General features: G+C 60.6%; 24 protein-coding genes, 1 tRNA gene and 1 pseudogene. 12 read left to right on the top strand and 14 right to left on the bottom strand.

From position 1 onward, the window contains the following. Positions 1–197: 197 nt before the first annotated feature. Positions 198–1592 carry a Do family serine endopeptidase gene (locus LB565_RS17000; protein WP_224525820.1) on the bottom strand — a complete coding sequence of 465 codons (1395 nt, stop codon included), beginning with the start codon at positions 1590–1592 and terminating at the stop codon, positions 198–200. A gap of 238 nt (positions 1593–1830) precedes the next feature. On the opposite strand from LB565_RS17000, the gene LB565_RS17005 reads away from it, so the two are divergent. The 6 genes from LB565_RS17005 to LB565_RS17030 all read left to right on the top strand — a co-directional run bounded on the left by LB565_RS17005 (position 1831) and on the right by LB565_RS17030 (position 5002). Beyond that, entirely contained in the window at positions 1831–2193 is a 363-nt protein-coding gene (locus LB565_RS17005; RefSeq protein ID WP_224585942.1) for a hypothetical protein, read from the top strand. Between the two features lie 228 nt (positions 2194–2421). Continuing rightward, positions 2422–2892: an Hsp20 family protein gene (locus LB565_RS17010; RefSeq protein ID WP_224585944.1), complete on the top strand. Its 471-nt coding sequence runs from the start codon at positions 2422–2424 to the stop codon at positions 2890–2892. Between the two features lie 75 nt (positions 2893–2967). Continuing rightward, positions 2968–3465 carry an Hsp20/alpha crystallin family protein gene (locus LB565_RS17015; RefSeq protein WP_140715330.1) on the top strand — a complete coding sequence of 166 codons (498 nt, stop codon included), beginning with the start codon at positions 2968–2970 and terminating at the stop codon, positions 3463–3465. A 73-nt stretch (positions 3466–3538) separates the two neighbouring features. Beyond that, positions 3539–4285: an NADH dehydrogenase ubiquinone Fe-S protein 4 gene (locus tag LB565_RS17020; RefSeq protein WP_224585946.1), complete on the top strand. Its 747-nt coding sequence runs from the start codon at positions 3539–3541 to the stop codon at positions 4283–4285. An 8-nt stretch (positions 4286–4293) separates the two neighbouring features. Continuing rightward, positions 4294–4659 carry a DNA-directed RNA polymerase subunit omega gene (locus LB565_RS17025; protein ID WP_224585948.1) on the top strand — a complete coding sequence of 122 codons (366 nt, stop codon included), beginning with the start codon at positions 4294–4296 and terminating at the stop codon, positions 4657–4659. Further along, positions 4637–5002, top strand: coding sequence for an SPW repeat protein (locus tag LB565_RS17030; RefSeq protein ID WP_140715336.1), 366 nt, complete (start codon positions 4637–4639; stop codon positions 5000–5002). Before LB565_RS17025 ends, LB565_RS17030 begins: the two co-directional genes overlap by 23 nt. Positions 5003–5121: 119 nt before the next feature. On the opposite strand, the gene LB565_RS17035 is transcribed toward LB565_RS17030, so the two are convergent. From LB565_RS17035 to LB565_RS17045, 3 genes are read right to left on the bottom strand one after another with little or no spacing between them, the layout of a single operon-like run. After that, positions 5122–6264 (bottom strand): two-component system sensor histidine kinase NtrB, encoded by a 1143-nt coding sequence (locus LB565_RS17035; RefSeq protein ID WP_224585950.1) that lies wholly within the window; start codon positions 6262–6264, stop codon positions 5122–5124. A gap of 1 nt (position 6265) precedes the next feature. Further along, positions 6266–7762: a circadian clock protein KaiC gene (gene kaiC / locus LB565_RS17040; protein WP_224585952.1), complete on the bottom strand. Its 1497-nt coding sequence runs from the start codon at positions 7760–7762 to the stop codon at positions 6266–6268. Next, positions 7749–8069 carry a circadian clock KaiB family protein gene (locus LB565_RS17045; RefSeq protein WP_140715509.1) on the bottom strand — a complete coding sequence of 107 codons (321 nt, stop codon included), beginning with the start codon at positions 8067–8069 and terminating at the stop codon, positions 7749–7751. The genes kaiC and LB565_RS17045 overlap by 14 nt, the downstream gene beginning before the upstream one ends. Before the next feature lie 253 nt (positions 8070–8322). Here LB565_RS17045 and LB565_RS17050 point away from each other — a divergent pair, with 253 nt between their 5' ends. Further along, a complete protein-coding gene (locus LB565_RS17050; RefSeq protein ID WP_140715342.1) occupies positions 8323–9105 on the top strand; it encodes a Crp/Fnr family transcriptional regulator in 783 nt (260 codons plus the stop codon). A gap of 114 nt (positions 9106–9219) precedes the next feature. After that, a complete protein-coding gene (gene ftsH / locus LB565_RS17055) occupies positions 9220–11151 on the top strand; it encodes an ATP-dependent zinc metalloprotease FtsH (protein WP_224546551.1) in 1932 nt (643 codons plus the stop codon). 401 nt (positions 11152–11552) lie between these two features. Here ftsH and LB565_RS17060 read toward each other — a convergent pair whose 3' ends face one another. The 3 genes from LB565_RS17060 to LB565_RS17070 form a co-directional block, all read right to left on the bottom strand. After that, on the bottom strand, positions 11553–11828 hold the full coding sequence (locus LB565_RS17060) for an rRNA adenine N-6-methyltransferase family protein (RefSeq protein WP_224546553.1): 276 nt from the start codon (positions 11826–11828) through the stop codon (positions 11553–11555). A gap of 597 nt (positions 11829–12425) precedes the next feature. Further along, positions 12426–12644, bottom strand: coding sequence for a conjugal transfer protein TraD (locus tag LB565_RS17065; protein ID WP_224546555.1), 219 nt, complete (start codon positions 12642–12644; stop codon positions 12426–12428). A gap of 1 nt (position 12645) precedes the next feature. Beyond that, on the bottom strand, positions 12646–12972 hold the full coding sequence (locus LB565_RS17070) for a conjugal transfer protein TraD (protein ID WP_224546657.1): 327 nt from the start codon (positions 12970–12972) through the stop codon (positions 12646–12648). Positions 12973–13144: 172 nt separating this feature from the next. Here LB565_RS17070 and traA point away from each other — a divergent pair, with 172 nt between their 5' ends. Continuing rightward, positions 13145–16192, top strand: coding sequence for a Ti-type conjugative transfer relaxase TraA (gene traA / locus LB565_RS17075; protein WP_224585954.1), 3048 nt, complete (start codon positions 13145–13147; stop codon positions 16190–16192). A 127-nt stretch (positions 16193–16319) separates the two neighbouring features. Next, a complete protein-coding gene (locus LB565_RS17080) occupies positions 16320–16520 on the top strand; it encodes a helix-turn-helix transcriptional regulator (RefSeq protein WP_224525796.1) in 201 nt (66 codons plus the stop codon). Here LB565_RS17080 and LB565_RS17085 read toward each other — a convergent pair. Then, on the bottom strand, positions 16514–16750 hold the full coding sequence (locus LB565_RS17085) for a helix-turn-helix domain-containing protein (RefSeq protein WP_224525795.1): 237 nt from the start codon (positions 16748–16750) through the stop codon (positions 16514–16516). The two genes, LB565_RS17080 and LB565_RS17085, sit on opposite strands and share 7 nt — an antisense overlap. 119 nt (positions 16751–16869) lie before the next feature. On the opposite strand from LB565_RS17085, the gene LB565_RS17090 reads away from it, so the two are divergent. Continuing rightward, positions 16870–17499, top strand: a complete 630-nt coding sequence (locus LB565_RS17090; RefSeq protein WP_224546559.1) for a hypothetical protein — start codon at positions 16870–16872, stop codon at positions 17497–17499. Here the strand turns inward: LB565_RS17090 and LB565_RS17095 are convergent. From LB565_RS17095 to LB565_RS17115, 5 genes are all read right to left on the bottom strand, one after another. Then, positions 17465–19567, bottom strand: a complete 2103-nt coding sequence (locus LB565_RS17095) for a nuclease-related domain-containing protein (RefSeq protein ID WP_224585957.1) — start codon at positions 19565–19567, stop codon at positions 17465–17467. The two genes, LB565_RS17090 and LB565_RS17095, sit on opposite strands and share 35 nt — an antisense overlap. Before the next feature lie 53 nt (positions 19568–19620). Then, complete coding sequence (locus LB565_RS17100) at positions 19621–20754, bottom strand: hypothetical protein (protein WP_224546574.1); 1134 nt, start codon at positions 20752–20754, stop codon at positions 19621–19623. 90 nt (positions 20755–20844) lie between these two features. Further along, positions 20845–21960, bottom strand: coding sequence for a Fic family protein (locus LB565_RS17105; RefSeq protein WP_224546577.1), 1116 nt, complete (start codon positions 21958–21960; stop codon positions 20845–20847). A gap of 363 nt (positions 21961–22323) precedes the next feature. Continuing rightward, a tRNA-Arg gene (locus LB565_RS17110) sits at positions 22324–22400 on the bottom strand. A gap of 214 nt (positions 22401–22614) precedes the next feature. Further along, positions 22615–23550: a DUF1003 domain-containing protein gene (locus LB565_RS17115; RefSeq protein WP_224585959.1), complete on the bottom strand. Its 936-nt coding sequence runs from the start codon at positions 23548–23550 to the stop codon at positions 22615–22617. A 500-nt stretch (positions 23551–24050) separates the two neighbouring features. On the opposite strand from LB565_RS17115, the gene LB565_RS17120 reads away from it, so the two are divergent. Further along, positions 24051–24500, top strand: coding sequence for a universal stress protein (locus LB565_RS17120; protein ID WP_224585961.1), 450 nt, complete (start codon positions 24051–24053; stop codon positions 24498–24500). Between the two features lie 445 nt (positions 24501–24945). On the opposite strand, the pseudogene LB565_RS17125 reads toward LB565_RS17120, so the two are convergent. Further along, a pseudogene (locus LB565_RS17125) lies at positions 24946–25794 on the bottom strand (D-alanyl-D-alanine carboxypeptidase family protein); the annotation flags it as partial. Between the last annotated feature and the right edge of the window lie 238 nt (positions 25795–26032).

A 26032-nucleotide genomic window follows, 5' to 3' on the forward strand; every position in this document is an offset into this window, starting at 1 on the left:
ACTTGGTCACGTGTCGAAGACGTCTTCTACAGTTTCACCTCAAAGGGAGCAGCGGAACACCTCCTCTCTCGCCGTTCACTAAGCCGGGATTGTCGGAATTTGGTCAGCCTCTAACCGCGACCTTGCCTTGAGCAGCCGTGAGGGCGGCCATCAAGGCCACTTCTTCGTCACCGTGGCTGGCCTGACGCAGCGCCGCGTCAGGAAACGGCCACTGCAACGAAAAGCGATTGTCCTTGCCTTTCGATGCGGAACAAGATGGGCTTTTTCTGCTGGCGGGATTTGGTCCACTCTTGCTGGATATCAGAAGGCTGCGTCACGTTGCGGTTGTTGGCCGAGATGATGACGTCCCCAGGCCGAAGGCCGTTCTCCGCGGCGAGGCTATTTGGCGCCACTTCCTGGATGAAGACTCCGGTCGTACCCGGCTGGAGACCGAGTTGTTGACGCGCTTCGTCAGGAATGGGGCTGAGCGACAATCCGAGCGGTTGGTCCGCCGCTTCCGGACTCGGAACTGCACCGGTCTGCACCTCCTCGTTCTTGCGTTGACCCACAGTGAGCTCCACCTCCTGCTGGGAGCCGCCGCGGTTCCTTGTCAACGTCGCTTTCGACCCTGGCTTTTCGTTCGCTGCCGCCAATGTCAAGTCATGGACGCCCTGGATATCTTTGCCGTTGAACCGGGTGATCACGTCCCCCGATTGCAAGCCGGCCTTCTCCGCCGGACTGCCGGGCTCGACCGAGGCGACCAGCGCTCCCTTGGTGCTTGATATGCCAAGTGACTGGGCAAGCGGCGGCGTCACCTCCTGGAGGCGCACTCCGATGAACCCGCGCTCGATGCGGCCGGTGCGGATCAGCTGATCAGCAACGCTTCGTGCAGTTCGGGAGGGCACGGCGAACCCGATGCCTATGCTGCCGCCGGACGGAGAGACGATGGCCGTGTTGACCCCGATCACTTCGCCGCGCGCGTTAAACAGAGGGCCGCCGGAATTGCCTCTATTAATCGAGGCGTCTGTCTGAAGGAAATCGTCGTAAGGGCCGGCTTGGATGTCGCGCGAGCGGGCGGAAAGAACGCCGACGGTAACGGTTCCCCCGAGCCCGAAGGGACTGCCAATCGCGATCGTCCAGGCCCCCGGCTGCATTGCGTCAGAGTCACCCCAGGCGGTGGCCGTCATGTTGGGGCGTGGATCGACCTTCAGCACCGCAATGTCGGTCGCTGGATCGCGGCCCACAAGTCGCGCGGGCGAAGTCTCCCTATCGGAGAATACGACGTGGATTTCGGTGGAGTCGGCCACGACATGATTGTTGGTGACGATGTAGCCCTCGGGACTGACCACAAAGCCAGAGCCAAGAGCTTCTCGCACCTGCGGCTGGGCAGGCCCGCGGCTGTCGAAGGGGTTGAGAAAGTCGTCGAGCATCGTTTGGTCCTGGATGATCTGCCTCGTCGTGATCGCGACCACGGCCGGCAGTTTCTGACGCACGATTGCGCTGAAGTCGTTCGGAATTTCCTGTGCTGAAACTGGAGCAAAGCCGGCAGCCGTGAGCATCAAAATTCCTGCGACGAAGCCAATGCAAAGTCGCTTCCCGGAAATGTAAGACATGATTGGTTCTCCTGCCCGACCGCCCTGGCGCTGCTGCGCGAACCCAAGAACTGACATTCACGCCGATTGTTTCACCGGTTTGAAAAAATGTTTATGGTAGGCTGAACGGCGGGGATGTGGCCTTGCGGGGCCATTGAAATTTGCTCGAAACTCTCCAAAATTTCAGCTGGTGGAAATCGCGAGAGAGCCACCAAACATGACGTCAACAGAGGAGACTGTTCAAAGCGGAGAACTATCGATGGAAGGAGCCATTTCGACGAGTTTTCCCCCGATCGGGCCCGTGGGCTCTGATGCTTTTCTTGACCGGTTACTCCATCCGGCACGGCATTTCGAGCGACCCCAGGACGTGCTGACCGACGTGACGCTGGACGTCCAGGAGAAGCGTGCAATCCTTTCGTCATGGGCATCGGATGCATGTGCAGTGGAATCGGTGCCGGCGCTGCGCATGCCGCCGGGAGCAACCGAACCGGTCAGCTTCGATGCCATCATGGATGCGTTGCGCCAATTGGATCAGTTGGAGAAGCTTCCCGGCACCGGTCGCGGTCGTGAGATCGACAGCATTGCGGTCACCGGTCTTGCAGCATCCGTCGATCGACTTTGAGTGGAGCGCAGCCACGCTCTTCATCCGAGGCATCCGCCCGCCGGCGAGGATTCGCTGGCGGGGCAGACGTGTTCTCTGGCTGAAAATTTTCCTATAGGCCCCTTGAACGTGTAAATCACTGTTATAAATGTTGATCGCCGGCCGCCACATGGGGCCGGCACAAGTCCAGGAGGCGCCAAGGCTCTTGGCGTCTCCTTGTATCCATGTTGCTCGAAGGAGGATGTGGCTATGAGGACAAACCTCGATTTCACCCCTCTGTTCCGGTCCAGCATCGGCTTCGACCGGATTTTGAACATGCTGGAAAATGCGAGCCGTGTCACTGCGATAGACAATTGGCCGCCCTATGACATCGCCAAGGCTGGTGAGGACGCCTATCGCATCACCATGGCGGTTGCCGGCTTCTCGCAGGAACAGCTGACTATCACTCATCAACCTAACCTGCTGGTTGTGAGCGGGTCGCAATCTGGCGATGATGACGGCCAGTATCTCTATCGCGGCATTGCCGGGCGCGCCTTCGAGCGTCGGTTCGAACTGGCCGACCATGTGAAAGTCGTCGGCGCCAGCTTGGACAAGGGGCTGCTGAACATCGATCTCAAGCGCGAGCTTCCCGAAGAGATGAAACCGCGCCGGATCGCCTTCGCAGGCAGTCCGGCAAAGGCAGCGCCGCGGCAGATCGACGCCGAAAAGAACGCTGCCTGAAGTCAGAGTGAATCAGAAGCGACAGGCACCGGTAATCGCCCGGTGCCGCGCGGTTGAACGTGGAGGTGAATAACCATGAACGTGCGTGACCTTATTCCGTGGGGCCGCAACAGCAACAACCAGGCCCCCAGCATCTATAGCGGTGGCGACCCGTTCCTGTCGCTTCACCGCGAGGTAAACAGGCTCTTTGATGATATGTTGAGGAGCTTCGAGACGCGCTTGCCTGCTGTGGGACAGCTTTCGCCCTTCGATGGGGGCTGGCCGAAGGTGGAGATTTCGGAGTCGGACAACGAGCTTCGCGTCACCGCCGAGGTTCCCGGCATGGAAGAGAAGGACATCGAAGTCCTGCTCGACGAAGATGTGCTGACCCTGCGTGGCGAAAAGCGGTCGGAAACCGAGGAGAAGGATTACTCCGAGCGCTTCTACGGTCGCTTCGAGCGGCGCATACCCCTCGGCTACGAGGTCGAGGACGACAAGGTCAAGGCGTCCTTTGCCAATGGCGTCCTGATCCTGACGCTGCCGAAGAACCCGAACGCGCAGTCGAAGGTGAAGCGCATCCCGATCACCCACTGACGCATGGACCAAGTCGGAGGCGGCAGCCCGCTGCCTCCGGCGCATCCTTCGCCAAAAATGGGAGGGATGAGTGATGCAGAAGCAAGAAAGAAAAGTCACACCAGTCGTAGAAAATCTCGGACCGGCAAACGAGAAACGCGGGCGAGCGCCGTCGCTCGGGCGATCCGAGTTCCCGCGTGATGCCGTCGCGCGGATCTACAAGCCTTGCCGCTCAGTCATGACCTCAAGCCGTGCGCGGCCGAAAGGGTGGCGGCTGTTGTTCGAGCGGCGTACTGCGCCGGTCATTGAACCGCTGATGGGCTACACCGCAAGTGGTGACACGCTGACCCAGGTGGAGCTCGAATTTCCAACGGCTCAGGCGGCCATCGACTATGCCGAACGGCAGGGGCTTGCCTACGCTGTTCAAGGAAGCCCGGCGGCCGAAAAGTCCAGTGTCGAATCGTCTGACGCGGACAACCCGCTGCAGGCCGGCGCAGACGTTGTCTGGAACCGCCTCCAGTTGGCTTTGCTGCAAAGCAGCCACGGCGCAGTTTCGCAGGCGCCGCATTATGGACCGGCGCTGACGGACCCGGAGGCGCTTTATGCATCGCCGATGGACGTGGTCGTCGATCCTCTTCTGACAGCCGACGAGAAACGCGCAATCCTGCGAAACTGGGCGTGGAACGAGTATCTGGTCGATCTCGCCACGGCCGAGGGGATGCCGGAAAACGCGCGTCCGACGCGGCTGGACGAAGTGGAATTGGCCCTGCTCGCGCTGGAGCCAGTTACGGCAGCGAACCTGGCCGTTTCTATTCCTGAACAGAAGCAGAAGGCAATGTGAGGGTCGTCATGGATCGGCTGACTGTGCTCGATTGTGAAAATACGCTGCCGAACCGTTTCGCACTGGCCGTCGCCGTGGCGGGGCGCGCTCGTGCGCTCAGCCGGGGTGCTGAGCGCCTGACCGACGAAGCGACGGCGCCCGTCGAACTCGCCCTGCGCGAGATCGCCGGCAACCGCTTCCAGCCCGACGAGATCAAGTCCTTTGTTCTGGCCGGTTCGGTTCCGCGCGATGGCCGGGGACGGCCCGGCCGACGAAGAAAGCTTCGCGGTGGCAAAGGTCAATCCCTGGCTGCCGCACCCGCCGTCGCTCAGAGGGCGGCGCACTCACCATGTCAGGAAAGGAGGATGAGCAATGGAGAAATGGCTGAAAACTGAAAGTCGTCCGGCGATCGATATCGTCAATGTGATCGCCGGCATAGCGCTGGTACTGTCGCCTTGGTATTTTGGATTTGCGGCTGAAACCTATGCGGCCTGGAACGCCTGGATCGCCGGTGCGGTGATTGCCCTGATCGCCGTGGGTGCGCTGGTTGCGTTCCATGCCTATGAGGAATGGGCAAACCTGGTGGTTGGGCTGTGGACGCTGATCTCGCCCTGGGCCCTCGGTTTCTCGGCCCTGACAACGGCCATGTGGGTACATGTGGTCGTGGGAGTGATCGTAGCGGCCTTGGCTGCCGGAAGCCTCTGGTTCTTCGGCGACCGTCCGCTTTCAACGGCCTGACCAGCATCTCTGGCGGGCCCGGATCTCCGGGCCCGCTTTTTTCAACCGCTACGGGTGCGGTCTGCCGTTGTAGGCGTTGCGGCCAGGTACATCGGCAGCCGAAACACAGGCCGCTTTTTTCACCGACGTGTGTTGAGCCTGATCTCGCCCTGCATTTGCAGTTCCTCATTTCCTGTGCTTGGCGCGCGGGGAAGAAAGAGATGAACGCTTGTTCCCTCGCCGACCGCACTCTCGATCCTAACATGCCCCCCGGACTGCTTGATGAAGCCGTAAACCTGGCTAAGCCCAAGTCCGGTTCCCCGGCCATCGGCCTTGGTCGTAAAGAACGGCTCAAACACGTGGGCCAGGACCTCCTTGCTCATCCCGCAACCCGTATCGCTGACCGTGACCCGAACAAAAGAGGCAGCCGGAGCGGGCACGTCTTCGATGTTGCCGGGAGTACCGCTGGTCTCGATCGCCAGCGTGCCCCGGCCGGCCATCGCGTCCTTGGCATTCACAGCCAGGTTCAGGATGGCGACGTCTAGCTGATTGGCATCGACAACGACGGGGCCAAGTGCCGGATCCAGCTCAAGCCTGATGCTGATCCCGTTCCCCAGCGTCCGCTCCAGCAGCATCGTGACGGCTTCGATACGTCCATTCAGGTCGATTGTCTCCGGATACAGCGACTGTGCGCGAGAGAACGCGAGCAATTGCTGCGTCAGCGCACTGCCGTTTTGCGTTCGTTTGAGCAACTCTTCAATCAGCATCGCCGCGTTCGGATTCGCAGGATCCTCGCGCAGCTGCTTCTGAAGCAGTCGCAGCCCCGATTCGAACACCGCGAGCAGATTGTTGATGTCGTGAACGATGCCGGCAGCGAGCCGGCCGATCGCTTCGAGCTTTTGCGATTGACGTCGACGCTCCTGCTGCGCGCGTTGCGCGGAGACGTCGCGAAGACTGGCAAGCAGCGCCGGCCTACCGTCCCAGCTAAGTTCAACCGTCCGTATTTCCACTTCGGCTGGTGCTTGATTGGGTCTGTGGACGGTGATTTCCGTGGTTTCACCCGATATGACCGGCCGGCCGAGGGGGATGTGGACGAGATCGGCAGCCGGATAACCGAAGATCGCGGCGGCCGCCGGATTTGCATAAAGCACCGTTCCCGACAGATCGACAACCAGAACCCCGTCGGCCGTGGTTTCGATCAGCCGTCGAAAGTCGAGTTGGCTGATGCCCGTCAGATTTGCGTCGCCGTGTTGGTCGGAGATTTCGGCTGCGCCGCACGCCATCTCAACGCTCCTCACGCCAAGACGCGGCGGAGTCGCCGAACACGTCGGGTGCGCCGTCGAAGGGCTGACCGAGATGCATGCCGGTGCCGTCGATTGTGAAGCGCCGAATCTGCTTGTCATGCTCGCTGCCGCGCATTTTCAGCACCATGATCCCCCGATGCATGAAATCCCCTTCCTGGATGTACCGCAATAGGATGATCGAGTCCGTGAGGGTTGAAATATGCTGTTCGCTAGCACTCTGGCCGCCGACGAGCGATTTGTTGGTGGCCGTGCAAAGGCCAGCGATCTCGTGTTTCTTGATGAAGGAAGTGAGGCTGATTAGGAATTCCCGGAAACCGGTCTCTGGTGCGATCCGTTCCAATGCCGACAGGCTGTCGATAGCGATCCGGTCAGGCTTGAACTCTTCAATTAGCTCGCGGATCATCAACAGGTGGTCCGGCAAGTTCTGCGCTTCCGGGTAAATGCAAACGACCTTCAGCCGGCCATCCGCCTCCATGGCCTCGAAGTCGACGCCCCAGCCGCGCGCATTGCGGAATATCTGGCCGCGGCTCTCTTCGTAGCCGACCAGCAAGGCACGTTCGCCAGCCGCCGCGCCGCCTGCCAGAAAGTTTGTCACCAGCAGGGTCTTTCCGGTGCCCGTCGCACCGCTGACGAGGGTGATGCTGTCGCGGAAAAATCCACCGCCACACATCCTGTCGAGTTCCGGATTGCCGCTCGTCACCCGCTTGGTGCTGGATTGCTGCTCGAGCCGCAGTGAAGACAGTGGCACTGCCACTATGCCTTGCTTCACCACAAGCGTGATCGGCACCTCGCCCTCCACGTGGCGGCTGCCCCGCATCTTGAGAACTTCGATCGTACGCCTGCGTCGCTCGCGGTCGAGCGCGTTGCGCAGGATTACGACGTTGTCGGCAACAAACTCCTCGATCCGGTGGCGGGAGATCTCGCCATACTCGCTGTTGCGTTCGGCGGTCATTAGCACCGTCAAACCATCCCTCTTTAGCGCTGTCGCAATGCGAAGGAGTTCCCGACGGACCGATGTCTGCTCCGCGACGAAGTGGTCGAAGAGCTGGGTGACGGAATCCAGCACGATGCGCTTCGCCGCGGCGTTTCGCGCAGCGTGCAGGACACGCGTCAGCAAGCCTGACAGATCGAAATTGCCGACAACCATCTGGTCGTGGTCACGCGGGCTGGCGTCGACGAAGACCAGCTTGTTCATCTCGCGCCAGCGACGGATGTCCCAGCCGAAGCTAGCCATGTTGACCTCGATCTCGACCGGCGATTCCTCGAACGTGACGAAGACGCCGGGCTCGTCGAGCACGGTGATGCCGTGGGCCAGAAACTGCGTCGCAAATACAGTCTTGCCACTGCCGGGCGTGCCTCCGACGATGGTGGTGCGCCCGCGCGGCAGGCCGCCCATCACAAGATCGTCGAAAGCCTCGATACCGGTCCTGACGCGTTCGAGCGCGGGATCGATGAGGATCTCTTCAGCTGTGGTCATAGCCACTGTCCTTCTTGCGATAACCGAAATAGTCGAGAACCTGAGCGATGTTGCTGATGTCGCCAATCAGCCGTCGTGGAGGGATGGTTGACTCATCCGAGAGCGTCGGCGTCGCTAGAATGCCGGCCCTTTCCGCCTCGTCAGGATCCGCGACGACGTCGACGACCTGGATTTCGATACCGCCGGCCAACTCCTCCACTATCCTCAGACGGCTTGCCAGCGCCCGACGGGCGCCCGGCCCATCGCCGGCGACATACAGGCGAAGCAGGCCGTTGGCCTCTGGATTGGACCGATGACTGACGCTCATGTTCACGCCTTGCCGCAGGGAGTTGCAGTTTTCGACGTGCACGAGGCGCCACGCCGCGGAATCCAGCCGCCGTTCTTCCCTCAGCAGCCGTCGGTCTGCCTGGAAGCCGATGCACCACGGCTTGCGCTCGGTGAGGCCTGGATCAGCGCCCCCGTGCAATTTGTAGATAGCCGCGCCCGCCGCGTCTGCGCACTTGTGAACATTTCTTCGCGCCGGTCGTTGTAAACGCCGCCATTTGAAACGGAGGAGTGCGATGGAGAACCCTCGAAAGCGATCAGACCCGATCGGAAACAACCTGCTTCGGGCCCTCAGAGCCGACGACTGGGAGATCCTGCAACCGAGGCTCGAACAATGGTCGGCGCCTGCCGGGACTTTGCTGCACGAGCCAGGCGATGCAGTCCGTTACGCCTATTTCCCTTGCGGATCGGCCCTGGTCTCCTACCGCGTCGTGTTGAGCGACGGGCGAGCGATCGAGACTGCGCTCATCGGACGTGAAGGAGCGGTCGGCGGCATCGTCAGCCAAGGCAGACTTCCAGCGTATGCGCGGGCCGAAGTTCAACTTGGCGATTCATTCTTCAGGATCGACCTGCAACATCTCGAAGAAGCCAAATTGCGTTCCTTGACATTGCGTCACCTGTTTGCCCGCTACGCTGATTGCCTGATGGCGCAGGTATTCCAATCCGTCGCCTGCAGCGCAGCGCATTCGATCGAACAGCGCGCGGCAAGATGGCTGTTGGCCGTGACAGAACGGACGGGAGCCGAAAACCTTGCGGTGACGCAGGAACAGCTTGCTACAATGCTGGGGGTCGGCCGCTCCTATCTGAGCCGGGTCATTCGAGACCTGAGGCAGCGCGGCGTCATCGAAACCCGGCGCTCCCGGCTTGCTGTACGCAGTCCAGAAGGGCTGCGCTCGCTTGCCTGCGAGTGCAATGCGGCCGTCAGCCATCATTTCAACGACGTTTTGAAGGGGGTCTATCCGGCGGAGGAAAACGGCATGACAGGTGCGCTGGGCATGCCGCATAGGAAAGGACAGTGACAGACCCATTGTCGCCGGCCGGTCTGGGGCCTCCCACTTTTTTGCCCCGGACCTGGCCTACACCGATGCCGCGCGGACTGGGCGACCTATATCCGTTCCCCTGTGGAGGCCGCCATGGACATGAGCAACAGAAAGACGCAGTTCAATATCTGGTACTGGATTGCGGCGTTCGTGGGCGTGATGGTCGTCCAGTACATCTATGCCACGACGCAACACGTCGCCCAGATACCGTACAGCCAGTTCGAGACCCTTCTGAATGCCGGCAAGATCGCTGAGGTGCAGGTTTCGGACCGCTTTATCCAGGGCCGCTTCAAGGAGCCGCAAAACGGCAGGCCGCTGTTTATCACTACACGCGTCGAGCCGGACCTCGCCCGTGACCTGCAGGAACACGGTGTCACTGTGACTGGCCAGGTCGAAAGCACCTTCCTGAGCGACCTGCTTTCCTGGGTTGTGCCGGTGCTCGTCTTCTTTGGCCTGTGGATGCTGCTTCTAAGACGCATGGACGGCGGCGTCGGCGGTTTGATGCAAATTGGCAGGAGCAAGGCCAGAATCTATGTCGAAGCCAATACCGGCGTGACGTTCGACGATGTGGCGGGGGTCGACGAGGCCAAGGCCGAGTTGCAAGAGATTGTGGATTTTCTGAAGAACCCGGGCGAATACGGCCGCCTCGGAGGACGCATGCCCAAAGGCGTGCTGCTGGTCGGACCGCCAGGCACCGGCAAGACTCTCCTCGCCAAGGCCGTCGCGGGCGAGGCCAAGGTGCCGTTCTTCTCGATCTCCGGTTCGGAGTTCGTCGAGATGTTCGTAGGGGTCGGGGCCGCGCGCGTGCGCGATCTTTTCGAACAGGCGCGATCCAAGGCTCCCGCCATCATATTCATCGACGAGCTCGACGCTCTTGGCCGCGCCCGCGGGACCGCGGTCGGCGGCCACGACGAAAAGGAGCAGACGCTCAACCAGCTTCTGGTCGAACTCGACGGTTTTGATCCGCAGATCGGCGTCGTGCTGCTGGCCGCGACGAACCGTCCTGAAATCCTTGACCCGGCACTTCTGCGCGCCGGCCGTTTCGACCGCCAGGTATTGGTCGACCGGCCCGACAAGAAGGGTCGCATAAAGATCCTGCAGGTTCACATGAGCAAGGCCAAGCTGGCGAGGGATGTCGATGCGGAAAAAGTGGCGGCGCTGACGCCCGGGTTCACCGGTGCTGACCTGGCCAATCTTGTGAACGAGGCGACGTTGCTCGCCACGCGCCGCAAGGCGGATGCGGTAACGATGGACGATTTCAACAATGCGGTGGAACGCATCGTCGCGGGACTGGAGAAACGCAATCGGCTCCTGAACCCGAAGGAGCGCGAGATCGTCGCCTATCATGAAATGGGTCATGCGCTGGTAGCCATGGCGCTGCCTGGCGTCGACCCGGTGCACAAGGTGTCGATCATACCACGCGGCGTCGGCGCGCTCGGCTATACTATCCAGCGTCCGACCGAGGACCGCTTCCTGATGACGCGTGAGGAGCTGGACAACAAGATGGCGGTGCTGCTCGGCGGCAGGGCGGCCGAATGGATCGTATTCGGCCATTTGTCCACCGGAGCCGCCGATGACCTTGCCAAGGTAACCGACATAGCGCGCGCCATGGTGACGCGTTACGGCATGTCGGCAAAACTCGGGCACGTGGCGCTGGAAAAGGACCCGCGCTCCTTCCTGAGCCCTAACCCGCTCGCCGGCGGACCGCGCGAGCACGATTACGGCGAAGCCGCCGCCGACGCCATCGACACGGAAGTACGCGACATTGTGGCGGCCGCGTTCGAACGAACCGTCGGCCTCCTCACCGAGCGGCGCGACGTGCTGGAAAGGGCGGCACGCAGGCTGCTCGAGACCGAGACGCTCGACGAGACCGAACTTGCGTCGCTGGTCGGAGACGTCTCGGCGGATGGTGCTGTACGGGACGGGTCTGGTCAGTCGTCGGACAAGAGGCAGCCTACGCTGCAGCCGGCCAGGACCGCGGCCGCAATCCCCACGCCCGGATCGGGGAAATTCAGGACGCAATAGTGATGCTTCGGACTGCTCCCGACGGCATAGATCGCTCGTCGAAAGCCGTGTCGCACGCTGCAACGGCGACACGCGAGATTGATATCGATCGCTAGGCTTTCGAAACCAGTATATGTCGGTCACCAGCCAAGCGTTCTCGATGCCATTTGCTGGTCGCCCTAGGTGATATTACGCGAGACGGGTGACCTTGCCTCGCGCAGCCTTGAGCGCGACCTTTTCTTCCTCACTGCGCCCGGCTCCGCTGCAGGGGTAAAACCCGCATGGCACAAGTGATCGTACAGGGAACTTATCGCCAGCCCTTTCCAGAAGCATCATGAAACCTCCTTGGTTTTGACCCGTGAACGGCAGCGCCATCCGGCCAGCGTCGGACAAGTTCGAAAGTCACCGTTCCGGCACGTGCGTTACTCCGGCAAAGGCGATAACGACATCGAGGTCCGGCAGATCAACCGCCTGCGGTGCATCACCGGATACCACTTCGACCTGGGCATAATGAGCAAGATTGCTTGCGCGCGCCGCGCGAATTCTTCGTCGATCTCATAGGCGATCACGCGTCCTCCAGAATCCGTCAGCTCAGCGAGGATGGCGGTGAAATAGCCGGCACCGGCGCCCACCTGAAGCACGGTCTGGCCAGGAGCGGTGTTCAGATGGTCGAAAACCAAGGCCCAAAGCGACGGCAAGCCGCTGTTAGTCCGCGTCTTTCGTCAAGCGAGACCAGAACGTCATGGTAAATCTCATGAAGTGCGGCTGAAGGGCTGGTATGGCTCGCTCCGATTTGCAATCGCGAATGGATACGCCATGCCCGTTGCCAAGGTAATGTTCGCGCGGAACCTTTGCGAAGGCCTCGATGACCGCAGGATTGTGCAAGACAGGTGACGAGACACGCAGGTCTTCGGCAAACCACCGGCGCGCTTCACTAGCATCGATTCTTGTCGGCATGGATATCGGGTCCCGTGTTGCGCGTACTGATGGCCCAACTGGTAGGCGCCAGCTTTGCCGGCCCAGCGAGGGAGTCGCACGACTTTCACGGGGTTGTCATGGAAGCTGTGCGTCAGCTGAACGGCGAGGGCCTGAGCAAGCTTTAGGCAGACGGGCAACGCGAAACGCTGATCCAGAGTTATTGTTGGACATTGGTGGACGAGTACCAAGACATCGGTATCTGCCGTTGCGGGTCGCTCAATGGTCGATAAGGAGCCCCACGTCTGTTCGAGGACCTTGCGCCCGCCTGTCTCAATGGCGGCCAAACGGGCCCTGTCATTTGGCGATGCTGATGTACTTCATTCATTCTCGAACGCCTGCTTTCCCTTTGCTGCCCAGAGCGCCCGCGCCTGTGCCCCTTGATGGCTTTTGAGCTTGTCGGCCATCCAGAGCAGCGCGCCATAGATGGTGGCACGATCATCGCCGGTCAGGTCGACGATCCCGGCCTTGATGACGAGACCGCCGAGTTCGATCAGATGGCGCGTGCGCTTGCGGCGCTCGACCTGCCATATGCGCATGTCATGCCGCGCCCGCGCCGCCTGATGGCGACTGCGCGCCGCCCGGTTGCCTTTGAGCGCTGCCGTTGTCGCGGTTAAGCGCTGACCCAGATCGCCGCGCCCGCCCTTGAAAGAAAGCGGCCCCGCGCTTCGCCCATGCCTCCCTTTTTCCGGCATCCTTCGCCTCGGCGATGGCGACCAATGCGCCCGCCAGTTCATCGGCGGTGAGCGCATCGGCTCCGGTCGAGATGACCAGTTCGCCGAGTTGCTGCACTTTTCGCGTTTTGAGTTCCCGCGCCTTTTCTTCCAGTGCCTTCAGTTCCGCGTCGAAATCCCGTGGTTTACGCATGGCCGTCTCCATCTGACGTCAATGCGGCGATGATAGACGAGCACTTGCCTGAAGGCTTCAGGGTTGCCGAGACAGCCCGGGACGGGCTGGTCGCTCCCGAGATTTTTTCGAGGGAGGGCGCGCTTATACGTCGTGCCGACGTTCGCTTTGCCGTGCAAATGATCTGGTCGCGATGGCGATCTATCATCTTCACGTCAAGGTCATTGGCCGCAAAGCTGGCTCAAGTGCCGTGGCGTCGGCCGCCTACCGCTCGGCCTCGCGGCTGCGCGACGAGCGCATCGAACGCAGCCATGACTTTTCGGCTAAGCGCGGTGTCGTCCATTCCGAGGTGATCTTGCCAGAGAATGCACTGGGCGCCTGGAGCGACCGCGAACGGCTGTGGAACGACGTCGAGGCTTTCGAGGTGAGGAAGGATGCGCAGCTTGCCCGCGAGGTGGAGTTTGCCCTTCCACGCGAACTAAGCCACGCGCAAGGCATCGGACTGGCGCGCGACTTCGTGCAGGCCGAGTTTGTCAGCCGGGGCATGGTCGCCGATCTCAATGTGCATTGGGACAGGGCAGAGGATGGCAGTCCAAAACCTCATGCTCATGTCATGCTGACCATGCGGTCGGTGGACGAGAACGGCTTTGGTCCGAAAGTCCGCGACTGGAACAGCACTGAGCTGGTCGAGCGCTGGCGCGAGCGATGGGCCGAGCTTGCCAATGAGCGGCTTGCCGAACTCGACATAGACGCCCGCATCGACCATCGCAGTCTGGAAGCCCAGGGCATTGCCCTTGAGCCGCAAACCCAGATTGGTGCACCGGCGCAACGCATCGAGGGCGGTGGCCTTGACGCTGCCGGCATTGAAGCGGATCGCGCCGAACTGCACCGCCAGATCGCGCGCAACAATGGCGATCGCATTATTGCCGATCCATCCGTGGCGCTGGATGCCATCACGCATCAGCAATCGACCTTCACCCGAAAAGACATTGCGAAGTTCTCGCACCGACACAGCGACGGGATGGAGCAGTTCAACACGGTGGCGGCAGCCATCGGCAACGCACCCGATCTGGTCGAACTCGGCAAGGACGGACGCGGTGCCGATCGCTTCACCACCCGGCAAATGATCGAAACGGAACAGCGCCTGCATCGCGCGGCAGAACGCATGGCCGGCGAGCGGCAGCATGCTGTGAGTGACCGGGATCGTGCGACGGCGTTGGCGGATGCCAAGCATCGTAGCCTTGTTCTCTCTGACGAGCAGACCGATGCACTGGATCACATCACAGATGACCGCGGTCTTGGTATCGTTGTCGGTTTTGCCGGTACCGGCAAGAGCGCCATGCTGGGTGTTGCGCGCCAGGCATGGGCAGCCGCCGGCTATGAGGTCCGAGGCGCGGCACTTTCCGGCATTGCGGCCGAGAATCTCACAAGCGGTTCGGGCATCTCGTCGAGAACCATCGCCAGCATGGAACACAGCTGGGGACAGGGCCGCGATCTGCTCAAAGCGCGTGATATCCTGGTGATCGACGAGGCAGGCATGGTCGGCACGCGCCAGTTGGAGCGCGTGCTCTCCCACGCCTCGGACGTTGGCGCAAAAGTCGTGCTGGTCGGCGATCCGCGGCAGTTGCAGGCGATCGAGGCGGGCGCCGCATTCCGTTCGATTCATGAGCGCCATGGCGGCGTCGAAATCGGTCAAGTGCGCCGGCAGCGCGAGGAGTGGCAGCGTGACGCCACGCGCGATCTGGCGACCGGCAGGATCGGCGCTGCGATCGGCGCTTATGACGACAGAGGAATGGTGCACCGGGCTGCCTCGCGCGATGAGGCCCGCAGTGATCTGGTCGAACGCTGGGATCGCGACAGGCAGGCAGACCCAGAGGCAAGCCGCATCATCCTCACTCACACAAACGACGAAGTGCGCGCGCTCAACAAGGCAGCGCGCGAGCGCATGCGCGTTGCTGGAGATCTCGGCGACGATGTTCACGTGGGTGTGGAACGCGGCGCGAGAAACTTTGCCAGTGGCGACCGGGTGATGTTCTTGCGGAACGAGCGGTCGCTCGGCGTCAAGAACGGCACGCTCGGTGTGATCGAAGAGGTCAGCACGCAGAGCATGACGGCTCGCACTGACGACGGCAGGTCGGTGCGCTTCGACCTGAAAGACTATGCCCACATCGACCACGGCTATGCCGCGACCATCCACAAGGCTCAGGGCATGACCGTCGACCGGACCCATGTGCTGGCAACGCCGGGCATGGATGCCCATGGCAGCTACGTTGCCCTGTCGCGGCATCGCGACGGGATGGAACTGCACTACGGCAGCGACGACTTCGCGACACGAGACCGGCTCGTCCGCACGCTCTCACGCGATCGCGCCAAGGACATGGCGTCGGATTACGACCAGGTCGACCCGGCGCAGACCTATGCCGAGCGACGCGGGATCACCTTTCGACAGCGTGTGGTCGAAATCGTGCGCCGGATCGTTCCGGAGAAGCTGCGTGACAGGATTGGCGGGCTGCTGGACGGGTTGCGCTCTCCCGAAGACGGCGAGCCGATGCAGGAACGTGGACCTGGGCCGGCAAGGCAAAGTGTTGGCGCGCGGATCGGAGATGCAGGCCGGACGCCCGGCGGAGGAAATCTCGCCACAGGCGTGCCGCCCGACGTGAATGTGCCGGTGGACGCGGAAGCGGCATTGCGCAGCGCTCGCACGAAGGCGCTTGTTCGGCACGCGCGTGCGCTCGACGCGATCCTCAGTACTGGAAATGCAGACGGGCAGGGCAGTCCCGAGCAGATGCGCGAATTGAGAGATGCGCGTAGCGCTTTCGAGAAGGTGCGGCCGCATGGCTGGCGCGATGCCGAAGCGGCATATGTGAAAAATCCCGAACTTGTCCGCGAGGCGGGTGCCGGCCGCGTCAACCGCATCGTGCTTGCTCTCCAGCTTGAGACGGAAATCCGCACCGGGATGGACATCAATCCCGGCCGCCGCGCCGACCTGTTCATGGAACGTTGGCAAAGACTCGATCGGACGGCACAGCAGCAATATCAGGCCGGCGACATGTCCGGCTACAAGTCAACGCGTGCGGCCATGTCCGATATGGCCAAGAGCCTTGAACGCGATCCCCAACTGGAATCGCTACTCGCCAATCACAAGAAGGTGCTCGGCATCCAAGTCGAATCCGGCCGCCGTCTGGGTGTGGAACTCGCGTTCAACCACGGCATTGGCAGCGGGCGTGGCATAGGAATCTAAACATCCGATTTGCCGCCGTTCCGACGCCCCAAATCGATCAGATGACAAATCTGATTGCCTGCGAGCCTTGGGTTGTCCTGTTTGGTTCCAACAGGTGCCAAATGCTCTCAGCGAAGGCAACGCAGTCATGCCTGAACCGGATCGTATCATTCGCCTTAGAACCGTCCTGGCGCGGACCGGCCTGTCCCGCTCAACGATGTACCGCAAAATCGCCGAAGGCACATTCCCGGCTCAGATCAAGATCAGCGTCAACGGTGCGGGTTGGCGGGAATCAGACGTAAATCAATGGATCGAAAATCCCGTCGCATGGCGAACAGAAGATCAGTGATTGCGTGACAAGCGCACGCCCGGGCCGCCACCATTCTCTGGAATGAATTCTATTCCGGCAGCTTCGAGTGACAGCTTCAGCGCTTGGAGGATTGATTCAGATGCGGGTTTCGAACCACGTTCGAATTGCACGATCGTCCTCAAACTCACCTTGGATAAATCCGCCAGTTCCTGCTGAGAAATGTCGAGGAGCCCACGGGCCGCGCGAACTTGGGCCGCACTTACCTTCATTGTTCAAATGCCCTGTTGCGCAAAAAGCGCAAATATGCTTGTTTTAGGAAACGACAGTTGGAAGTGGTGCGTCCGCCTCCAACGGTCTGACCACGCCTAGGCTTTGCGGAGCTCGGATCATGGCTGATTCCGACCATAGCACGACTATGCCTCCCGTCACGAATGGCAAGACTGCCAACGCGTTGGACCGGTTGCCGGATGCAGACCCTGCAATTCAACTGCTGCGAGATTGGGCGCGGGCGCAGCATGTCTCGCATGTCCTTTGCCGACTTCAACAGCGCCTAGAGAGGCGCGTTCTCGGCGCTGCAGACCCAAAAGCGATCGATGAGAAAGTCGGCTATTCGATCGCTTGCCAAGCGGAGGTCGAGGCCACAACGGCGGTTTTAAAGCTTCAGGACAAACTTCCCCACATACAGGCGCGGTCGCTTCTTGGCATCGTCGCCAAGCTCGAAATCATCGCTGGCGCAGATCGCGATATCGATGATCCAACAGACTTTCCCTGGCCGCATATTGCTTCGATCCTCGACGACTTGAAGAAAATCGCCGGCAGCCTACCGCTTGGGCGGCCTGAGCGATCCGTCGTTCAGGCGAACTGCAGGCAATATCAAGCGATCGCGGCCAACCTCATCGGTCTGGAAAACCGGGCCGCCAACCTTCAATTGGGGTTCTCCGTGCACCCCTCCCGTGTCATTCAATCCCCAAATGAATGCCAAGTCATGTCAACTTCGGCCCATTCTTCTGATGCCTAGGGAGAATGGCACGTGGCTGCCATTTGGTCTTGAATAGTTCGTCTACCTTGCGGGAGTTTTCGGCTAGATCAGCATCCTCATGCCACTTCTCCACCAGCGGGAGGGCCGCATCGACAGGCGCTGATGTGCTGATGTCGTCCACGATGACGTACCATCGATCTCGCTTCGAATCGTACTTGTGTTTTTGGCCGATTGCCTCAGCGGCCAGCCATATTTTGTCGTTCAGAGTCCGGCAAGCCAAGTAGGTAAGACCGCCTGTTTCTGTTAGAATCGAGAACGATTTCATCTCCTTGCCCGCCGCAACTTCTTCTCGGATTGCCAGCACGGTTTTAGATAAGTCCGTCAGCGAGCCATAGGAAAAATCGTAGAGGTCGATGACTACCGATGCCAGTTCGGGGGGTGCCGTCTTCAGGCTCTTGAACAATTCGGAGATAACCGGAATGTCCAACCGCTCAAGGATGCTAACTGGGCGAACCGTCTTCACCCCGACGTCCCGCGGCATCATAAAATCCTCGACGATTTCGGCAAAATCCTTCTCAAGATGCATGAAGTCATATTCAGGATCCATCGCCAGTTTGTATTTCAAATGATAGCCGAGAAAATTGTATTCACTATCCGAATGCATCTTATCAAAAACGTCCGAGCGGCACTTAAGGTAGTAAAGAAACTCGATGGGCGTTGGCAGCATGCGCGCCACACAATCGAGAACGCCTAGGTCCCAAATGACGGGCGCGATCCTGTCGCTTCTCTTCAGCATGATGTTTGAGAGAAACGTCGCAGCAGGAAAAGCGTCGCTCAATATGACGGCAGGGAACACCCGCACCGTTGGTGGGAACGTCAGTGCTTTGCCGTCTTTCGTTTTGCATTCCGCTCCGGCCTGGACTAGCTCGGCAAACTCGTAGGCTTGGCGGTATGGGGCTTGAATGGCGCCTTCGAAATCCTTGTTTAATGCCTCTTCATCACCCGCTCTTGCCGTTAACGTCACACGCTTGGATTTCGCCTGCACGACGATCACGAACTCGCCGTAAACTATGAGCGCGTCGGCTTCGCCGGCTGTCTTCTTTTTGCTTGGCTGGATCGTGACGTTCTCATACACATTCGCCGTGCCGAATACCGATCGAAAGAGGTCAGCAGCTGCTTTCTCCAGAAAGGCACCTCGATGCTTGGCTGCTATGTCGACATATGTCTTGTCGGCTATCATCCAATAGGTCGGGCTCTCGTAGACGCTCTCAGCCAGCCTGTATGCGTTTGGTGCATAGAGATGCTCCCCAATATCGATCAGCGGCGCAAGATTGGCTTGATTCACAACAAACGCAGACGTGAAGTTGGCATTTGCGTTTGTGACAGGGGTTGCGAACTTGGCCATGAAGGCCTTCGCCTTGCTGGCACCGAATTTCTTGATCAGCTCGGCTTTGGCGATCAAGAGGCTGTCCGTTAAATCTGCCTTGGTCGGAACCGTTCCATCCTCCTTCCTCGCGTTGATCGCTGACATCTGCCGCGATGTATGCTCCATGATGAACCGTGCAATTTCGACCATTGGACGCGCTGAAAGCCCAGCATTGCGGATCAGCCATTCAAAATCATCGCGATATCGGTCTCGGGCAAAACGCTCTAGCTGATGGAGAAAGAAGCTGTCAGCACCGTAATAAATGGCTTCCCGAGCCGCGGCGCCCAGAGCCCTTTCGATCTTTCCAGGATCACTGAAATCCGGCATCGAATCCAATGTGAGCCGGTCGTGGAATTCCCTGAGAAGTCTGTCAGCTTTGTCTGCAAAATCGATGTCAGTATTGACGATGGAGTAAGTGCAATCCGACGCGGACTGAACCATCAGCCCGAGCAAGAGCATGAACTCATTGCTGTTTAGCTTGGTGGTAGACCAGCGCTTTTCTGGATCGTCGGCAACTTTAGCTTCTCGCAAATCAATAGCAACGATCCAGTCGCGATACATGATGGCGGAAATATCATGCAATGTCCCGGGGCTCTGCGCGAGAACACGCAAGTCGTCGAATATATTTTCGAGAGAACGCGCCTTTGGTCGCCCTGGGTTTCCCAATTCCATGTTTGTCATGTCGCGCCAATTCTTATGTGGGCTAGAGCTATTGGGCCAAAGAATCGACTCACTCACCACTTAACAACGAGGTCGTCGTCGTAGAGCACACTTGGCAACATACCCATCATCACATGGTCGGGCAGGATGCGAGTAGCCCGCTTCTTATGGACTTCGAACCCGGGGTATGCATCCCCAATGACTTGCTTGAAGAACGTCTGCGTGCGAGGCTTCAGGCATTCCGTAATTTCCCACAGAAATGCGTGGACGGCTTCGTAATCGGACACGATCTCTTCGGGTCGATGAATCGCTTCGAGATGCTCGAAGAACCTTTCGACATGGTTTCCTGGCATATTGAAGAGCGGGCGTCTGCCGTCGAAATAGACCACCTCGATCTGCTCGCGGATAGGATCGACATTACCGTGCAATGCGAAATTTCTCTTATCGATGACTCGCATGAAATGCGCATAGGCATTGGTGCTCTTGTCGATATCGCGTGCAAAGCCATCGCAATGCTGGCTGAGCAGCGCGAGGCGGTCGGGAATCTTAGCCCGGATGAAGGCCTGATAGGCTTCAGGGGCATTCCGGATTTCATCGCGGGTGAACATGAGGATCACCATATTGATGAAGGCCTCGGCCATAACCGGCATCAGAAGGTGAAGCTTTAGACAGTTCCCGAAGAGGTCGTTCGCACGTGTGGATACTCCTTGCATGGCTTTTTCCAAAGTTTTCAGCCGCGATTTGGCACCTGGCGATCTTTCTGGAAAAGCCGTCTTTGCCGGGGCATCGATAATAGCTGCGTGCAAGTCGGCGCACAGGCCCGCGATACTGACAAACTTATTCTGAAAGACGACGAATTTTTCCAGGCTCTGCAGTACGGCAGATTTCTGCGGACCGATCCTCGCATAGTCCGTTCTAATACCGACAATCAGGTCCCGCCACTGCTGGTGCGTGAGCGCCTCGCCGACCATGATATGAATCTCGCGCGACATGCCCAAGATATACACGTCGGTCTCGCCGGCCTTGAGGCTGTAGTCCCAGTGTATCCAGTTATCGCTGTCATCCTTGCGCAGAAAGTTTTGAAAACCGTTCGGTTCGCCAAAGCGAGCTTTCAGATAACAGTAGATATCCACCGGCCTAAGCCGTGACCTGACCGCGAGAATGGCGCCGCCTTTCTTCTTCTTAGGTTTCCTGTCGCTGTTACCCATTCCACCACTTCCTGCCGGGTAGCTGCCCGCCATTCACTGATGTTGAGGCAAGCAGGCTCTTTGACAGCCTGCCTCTTCTTTCGATGGGATTTACGCACGATCGTCACAAATATTCAGCGTGTAACGTGTGTGTCGGAGTTCACCAGCTCTTATCAGCGCACTCTTGGCAACGAGATCCTGCAGGTCCCTCGTCGCCGTAGCGCGCGACGCCTGGGTGATGGCGATGTAATTCTCGGCGCTAAGACCGCCCTTGAAGCCGTCGATACCTTCGCGGAACATTCGAGCGATGACTTTTTCCTGGCGCTCGTTGAACTGATCCCGATGGCGCTCGTAGAATTTGGCCTTGGCGACGGAGAATTCGACACGAGCAAGCGTTACGCGCTGCGCTTCGAGGATCGTGTCGGCGAAATATAGCAGCCAGTCGGTAATCGCGTTGCTTTTGTTGCTGGCTTCCAGCCGGTCGTAATAAGCCTTGCGATGACGTTCGATCGTATAGGCCAACGCGATGAGACTCGGCTCGCCCAGATTTTGCGCCATCGCCTTTTCGCAAAGCGCGCGTCCTATGCGGCCGTTGCCGTCTTCGAACGGATGTATGCTCTCGAAATAAAGATGCGCGATACCGGCGCGCGTCAGCGCGGGAAGCGGAGTCTTACCCTTGGGCGCGGTATCGTTGAACCAGATGGTAAAGGCGTCCATCTCGGCTTTCACGCGCGATGAGGGCGGCGCCTCGAAATGCACTTTGGGTTTGTCCAGCCGGTTAGAGACGATCTGCATGGCATCGGCGTGCTGGCGATAGTTGCCGATCGTCTCGATGCGTCGCTCTCCGGACATCACCATCTTGTGCCAGGCATAGAGCGTGCGATGCGAGAGCGGCTTGGCAAAATGCAGATACACGTCGGCCATCATTTCGGCGATGCCCCGCTCGGCGGGCGGTATGCGCCTATTCTCGCCTCCGAGCCCAAGCTGCTGCCGCAAGGATGATTGCAGGCTTTCCCGGTTGAGATACTCACCCTCGATCTCGGATGTCTTCAAGGCCTCTTCGCTGATTAGATCGATGCGGATCTGGTCGCGGTCATCGGGGCCGACATGGCGAAACACGCCCAGGAACTCGCCCGATCGCAATAGGAACTCGCTTTCCAGCGGGTCCAATGCCATCTTGTCGTAGGTAAAATGCGGCCAGTCGGCCTGCTCCCAATTCCATGCCATGAGCTATAGAGCCCCTTTCTATAACTCATGATATCGAAAAAGGTGAGCTATAGCAATCTGATCTATGCCTCAGCCAGCACCCGTTAGACAGTCTCCGGCCGCCCCCGCAGAAAATTCGACATATTGACCGTGAAGAAACCACAGTCCCATGAGTAGAGTTGGGCCTTAGCCGGAGCCACAAGCTGCACCCGGCCGCGACCAGTGGTAAGTTGGCGCGGAATGGGCGTCTGACTCCACAGTGATCGGTCAAAGCCTAGCCCGAATACATGTCCGACTGCTTCCGTGGTGCTTCCGCGACGCACTTCCCGACCTCGTCTCGCGGGAAAAATACCTTGCTAACCACCTGTTTTGACAGTATAAAAATGGCGCACCCGGCAGGATTCGAACCTGCGACCTCTGCCTTCGGAGGGCAGCGCTCTATCCAGCTGAGCTACGGGTGCTTCCCGGAACCGGAAAACGAACCGGCCGGTGAGCCGGCCAGCCACGGCTTCTTAGCGGAAGCCGCTGCGGGCTTCAACCGGCAATTGGCGATTGGCGGGCTGGCGGGGTGATTGGCTGAGCGACGGGCTGTTGGATAGGGCGCTCCCCTCTCCGTCTCGGCTTCGCCGAGCCACCTCTCCCCCGCCTCTGGCGGGGGCGAGGAACCCAAGCTCCTCACCCCTCCGTCTGCACCTTCGCCGTCTTGCGCCGCACCGCCCGCGCGGTGTGCTTCTGCTTCTTCGCGCTGGCCAGCTCATGCATGGCATCCAGCTGCATCTGCTGCATCTCGGCCAGCCGCTGCCATTGGCGCGAGATGAGGTAGTCGAGCTTTTCGTGCAGGTGCCGCACTTCGAGCTCGGCCTTCAGGTTCACCCGGTAGTCGTTGAAGGAGCGCAGCCGGTCTTTGGCTTCCTGGCGCTTCTGGCTCATCATGATCACCGGCGCCTGGATGGCGGCGATGCAGGAGAGCAGAAGGTTGAGCAGGATGAACGGATAGGGATCGAAGGCCTTGGATTCGCCCTGGACGAGGTTGAGGCCGATCCAGATCAACAGCACCGCCGCGAACGAGATCAGGAACCACCAGCTGCCGCCGAACTCGGCCATGCCGTCGGAGACGCGGTCGGCGAAGGAGCGGTGCTCTTCGAACTCCTCTTCCGAGTTTTCCGAGATCGTGTCCTGCCTGGCGATCGATTCCACCACCTGGCGGTCGAGCTCGGAGAATTCGCCATGCTCCTGCTGCAGCAGCTCCTCCATGTAGCGCATGCGGTAGCGGCCGAGCTCCTCGCGGCTGATGCGGGCGCCGCGCGGCAGGTCGGGATGGTCGGAGCGGATGCGGTCGGCGAGGCTGGGCCTGAGGTCGTCGACGCGCACCAGGTCGCGCTTGCGGAATTTCCGCCCCGATATCGCCGAGGGCTTTTTCTTCGGCTTGACCCTGGCAGCGCCCGGAACATGCGGTTCGGCGTGCGGCTCGGAATCCGGCACTTCCGGCGCTTCGAGGATCTCGTCGGCGGCTGCTTGCGCATCCTCCGGCACGGTTTCCGCCTCGAGATACTCGCCGGCAATGTCGTTCTCGTCGTCGGGCTGCGCGGATGCCTTCGGGTCGCCTGCCATGCTCAGTGCTCCTGTTCGAGGCTTTGCGGGTACGATACGCCAAGCCGGCGCGGCATATCCATGGTCAGTATGAAAAGTGTGTGACGGAACAAGTTCTTGTGATTGGGCGGGCGTTGCTTTCTCCGCCGACCTTCGCGCTGCAATCGCACGTGGCGGCGCAGCCCCCTCTCCGTCTCGGGCTTCGCCCGATCCACCTCTCCCCCATTTCATGGGGGCGAGGAAACGCCAATCGACATTGCCGCGCCGTTCGCAATCCTGGGTTCCTCGTCCCAGCCGGAGGCGGGGGAGAGGTGGCTCGGGCGAAGCCGAGACGGAGAGGGGGAGCGCCGTCGGCAGTTTCTCACCACCCCTGGAGCAATCGTCTCCGCCGCCTGGCCTTGAGTGAGATCAACCTGGCCCCTGTGGCGGGCCTGATAGGCTGACTATATCGACATCAGGCCTGACCGTTCAGGCTCCCGCCACCTGGGGCGCGCAGCGCCCGCAAATGAGGGATCGCCGCCATGTACAAGAAAATCCTGATCGCCACCGACGGTTCGGAACTCGCCCAAAAGGGCGTCGTCCACGGGCTTGAGCTGGCCAAGGGACTCGGCGCCGCTGTCGCCTTCCTCACCGTCTCCGAGCCGTTCCCGACGCTGGCCTGGGGCGGCGCCATGGCCGGCTATGTCGCCGCCGACGAGCTCACCAATTACCAGGAAAGCGCGCGCAAATATGCCCGCGAGCTGCTCGACAAATGCAAGGCCGAGGCGGATGCGAAAGGCATCGGTGCGAAAACCCTGCACATCGAGAACCAGACGCCTGCCGAGGCGATCCTCGAGGTGGCTGCCGCGGAGGCCTGCGACCTGATAGTCATGGCCTCGCATGGCCGCCGCGGGCTGGGGCGCCTTGTGCTCGGCAGCCAGACGGCGGAGGTGGTGTCGCTGACGCAAATCCCGGTGCTGGTGGTCCGGTAGGCTCCGCCGATATTCAGGTGATGCCGGCCTACGAACGATGGTTTCCTGCGCTTCCGGTGCTCACGTACTTCAAGTACGCTCCGCTCCGGCCTTCGCCGGCCGAAGCCCTCATAAATGTCCCGTCCTATACAGGCTACGGCCGGCGTAGGCCGGTTCTCGGAAACCATCATTCTCCGCGCGGCCTGACCTGAATCTCGACAGACCCCGGGCCGTCGTCGCCATTTTGCCACTTGCCAAAAGGGGCCGTCCATACATGACGAAGTCGAAAGGCGCCGCTCTACTGCGCCGGCGGCAGCAGCGGTGAGCTGGGCGAGGCCAGGTCCGGCGACGGCAGATCGGACGCCGGCTGGCCCGGCAGCGTCGAGGCTGGCGTCGCTTGATTCGGCGTCGACAGTCCCGGCAAACCCGAGTCCGGCGGCGTCATGCCGGGCAGCGGCGAGGCCGGCTGTTGCCCGGAATACATCAGCCTGGGCTGGCCGGCATCGGCTATCGTCGGCCCGAGACTCCGCTGGATCAGCGCCTCGACATGGTTGTTGCGCTGGCGCGCGCTGTCGGCGCCCATCACCACCACGATCAGATGCCGCCCATCGGCATTGTAGGAGGTGACGATGTTGTAGCCGGAAGCTCTTATGTAGCCGGTCTTGATGCCGTCGACGCCGCGCACGCGGCCCAGCATGTCGTTATGGCCGCGCACCAGCCGGCCGCGGAACATGAAGTCGCTTTCGGAAAAATAGTGGAAGTGCTGCGGGAAGCGCTTTTCCAGCGCCATGCCCAGCACCGCCATGTCGCGCGCTGTCGTCACCTGACCGTCGTCGGGCAGGCCGCAGGCGTTGCGGAAATTGGTGCCGGTCATGCCGAGCGAGCGCGCCTTGGCGGTCATCATGGCGGCGAACTGGTCCTCTGAGCCGCCGCCCAGATATTCGCCCACCGCCACCGCCACGTCGTTTGCCGACTTCACCACCATGGCGCGGATGGCGGAATCGACGTCGATTGTCTCGCCGCGCCGGAAGCGCAGCTTCGTCGGCGGCTGCGAGGCGGCGTGGTCGGAAACCGGGATCTGCGTCTGCTTGGTGACGCGGCCGCTCTCCAGCGCCTCGAACAGCATGTAGAGCGTCATCATCTTGGTCAGCGAGGCGGGATAGCGCTGCGCCGTGGAATTGACCTCGAACAAGGTCTTGCCGGTCGAGGCGTCGACCACGATCGCCGCATATTTCTGCGGCTTCGCCGGCACGGCAAGCACGCTTTCAGGCGGCGCGGCCGTGGTGCAGCCGGCGACCAGCAGGAGCAGGGCCATCGCGGCGATGAGTTTCTGGAGGATGAGGAAGGGACGGGGCAAGACGGTTCTAAAGCTGTTGCTGAGATGCGGCGAAGCTAACGTAACGCATGTGCCGCGTCCAACGGGTTAACGGCGATAACAAGGCATTTGCCCAGGTTTTGGGAGGCGGAGCAGGGTTCTTTGCCTTCGACGCTGGCGCCGCCCCCTCATCCGGCCGCTACGCGGCCACCTTCTCCCCGTGGGGAGAAGAGGCTGG

Origin of the sequence: Mesorhizobium sp. CA14, from assembly GCF_020165195.1 — a bacterium.
Taxonomy (GTDB): Bacteria; Pseudomonadota; Alphaproteobacteria; order Rhizobiales; family Rhizobiaceae; genus Mesorhizobium.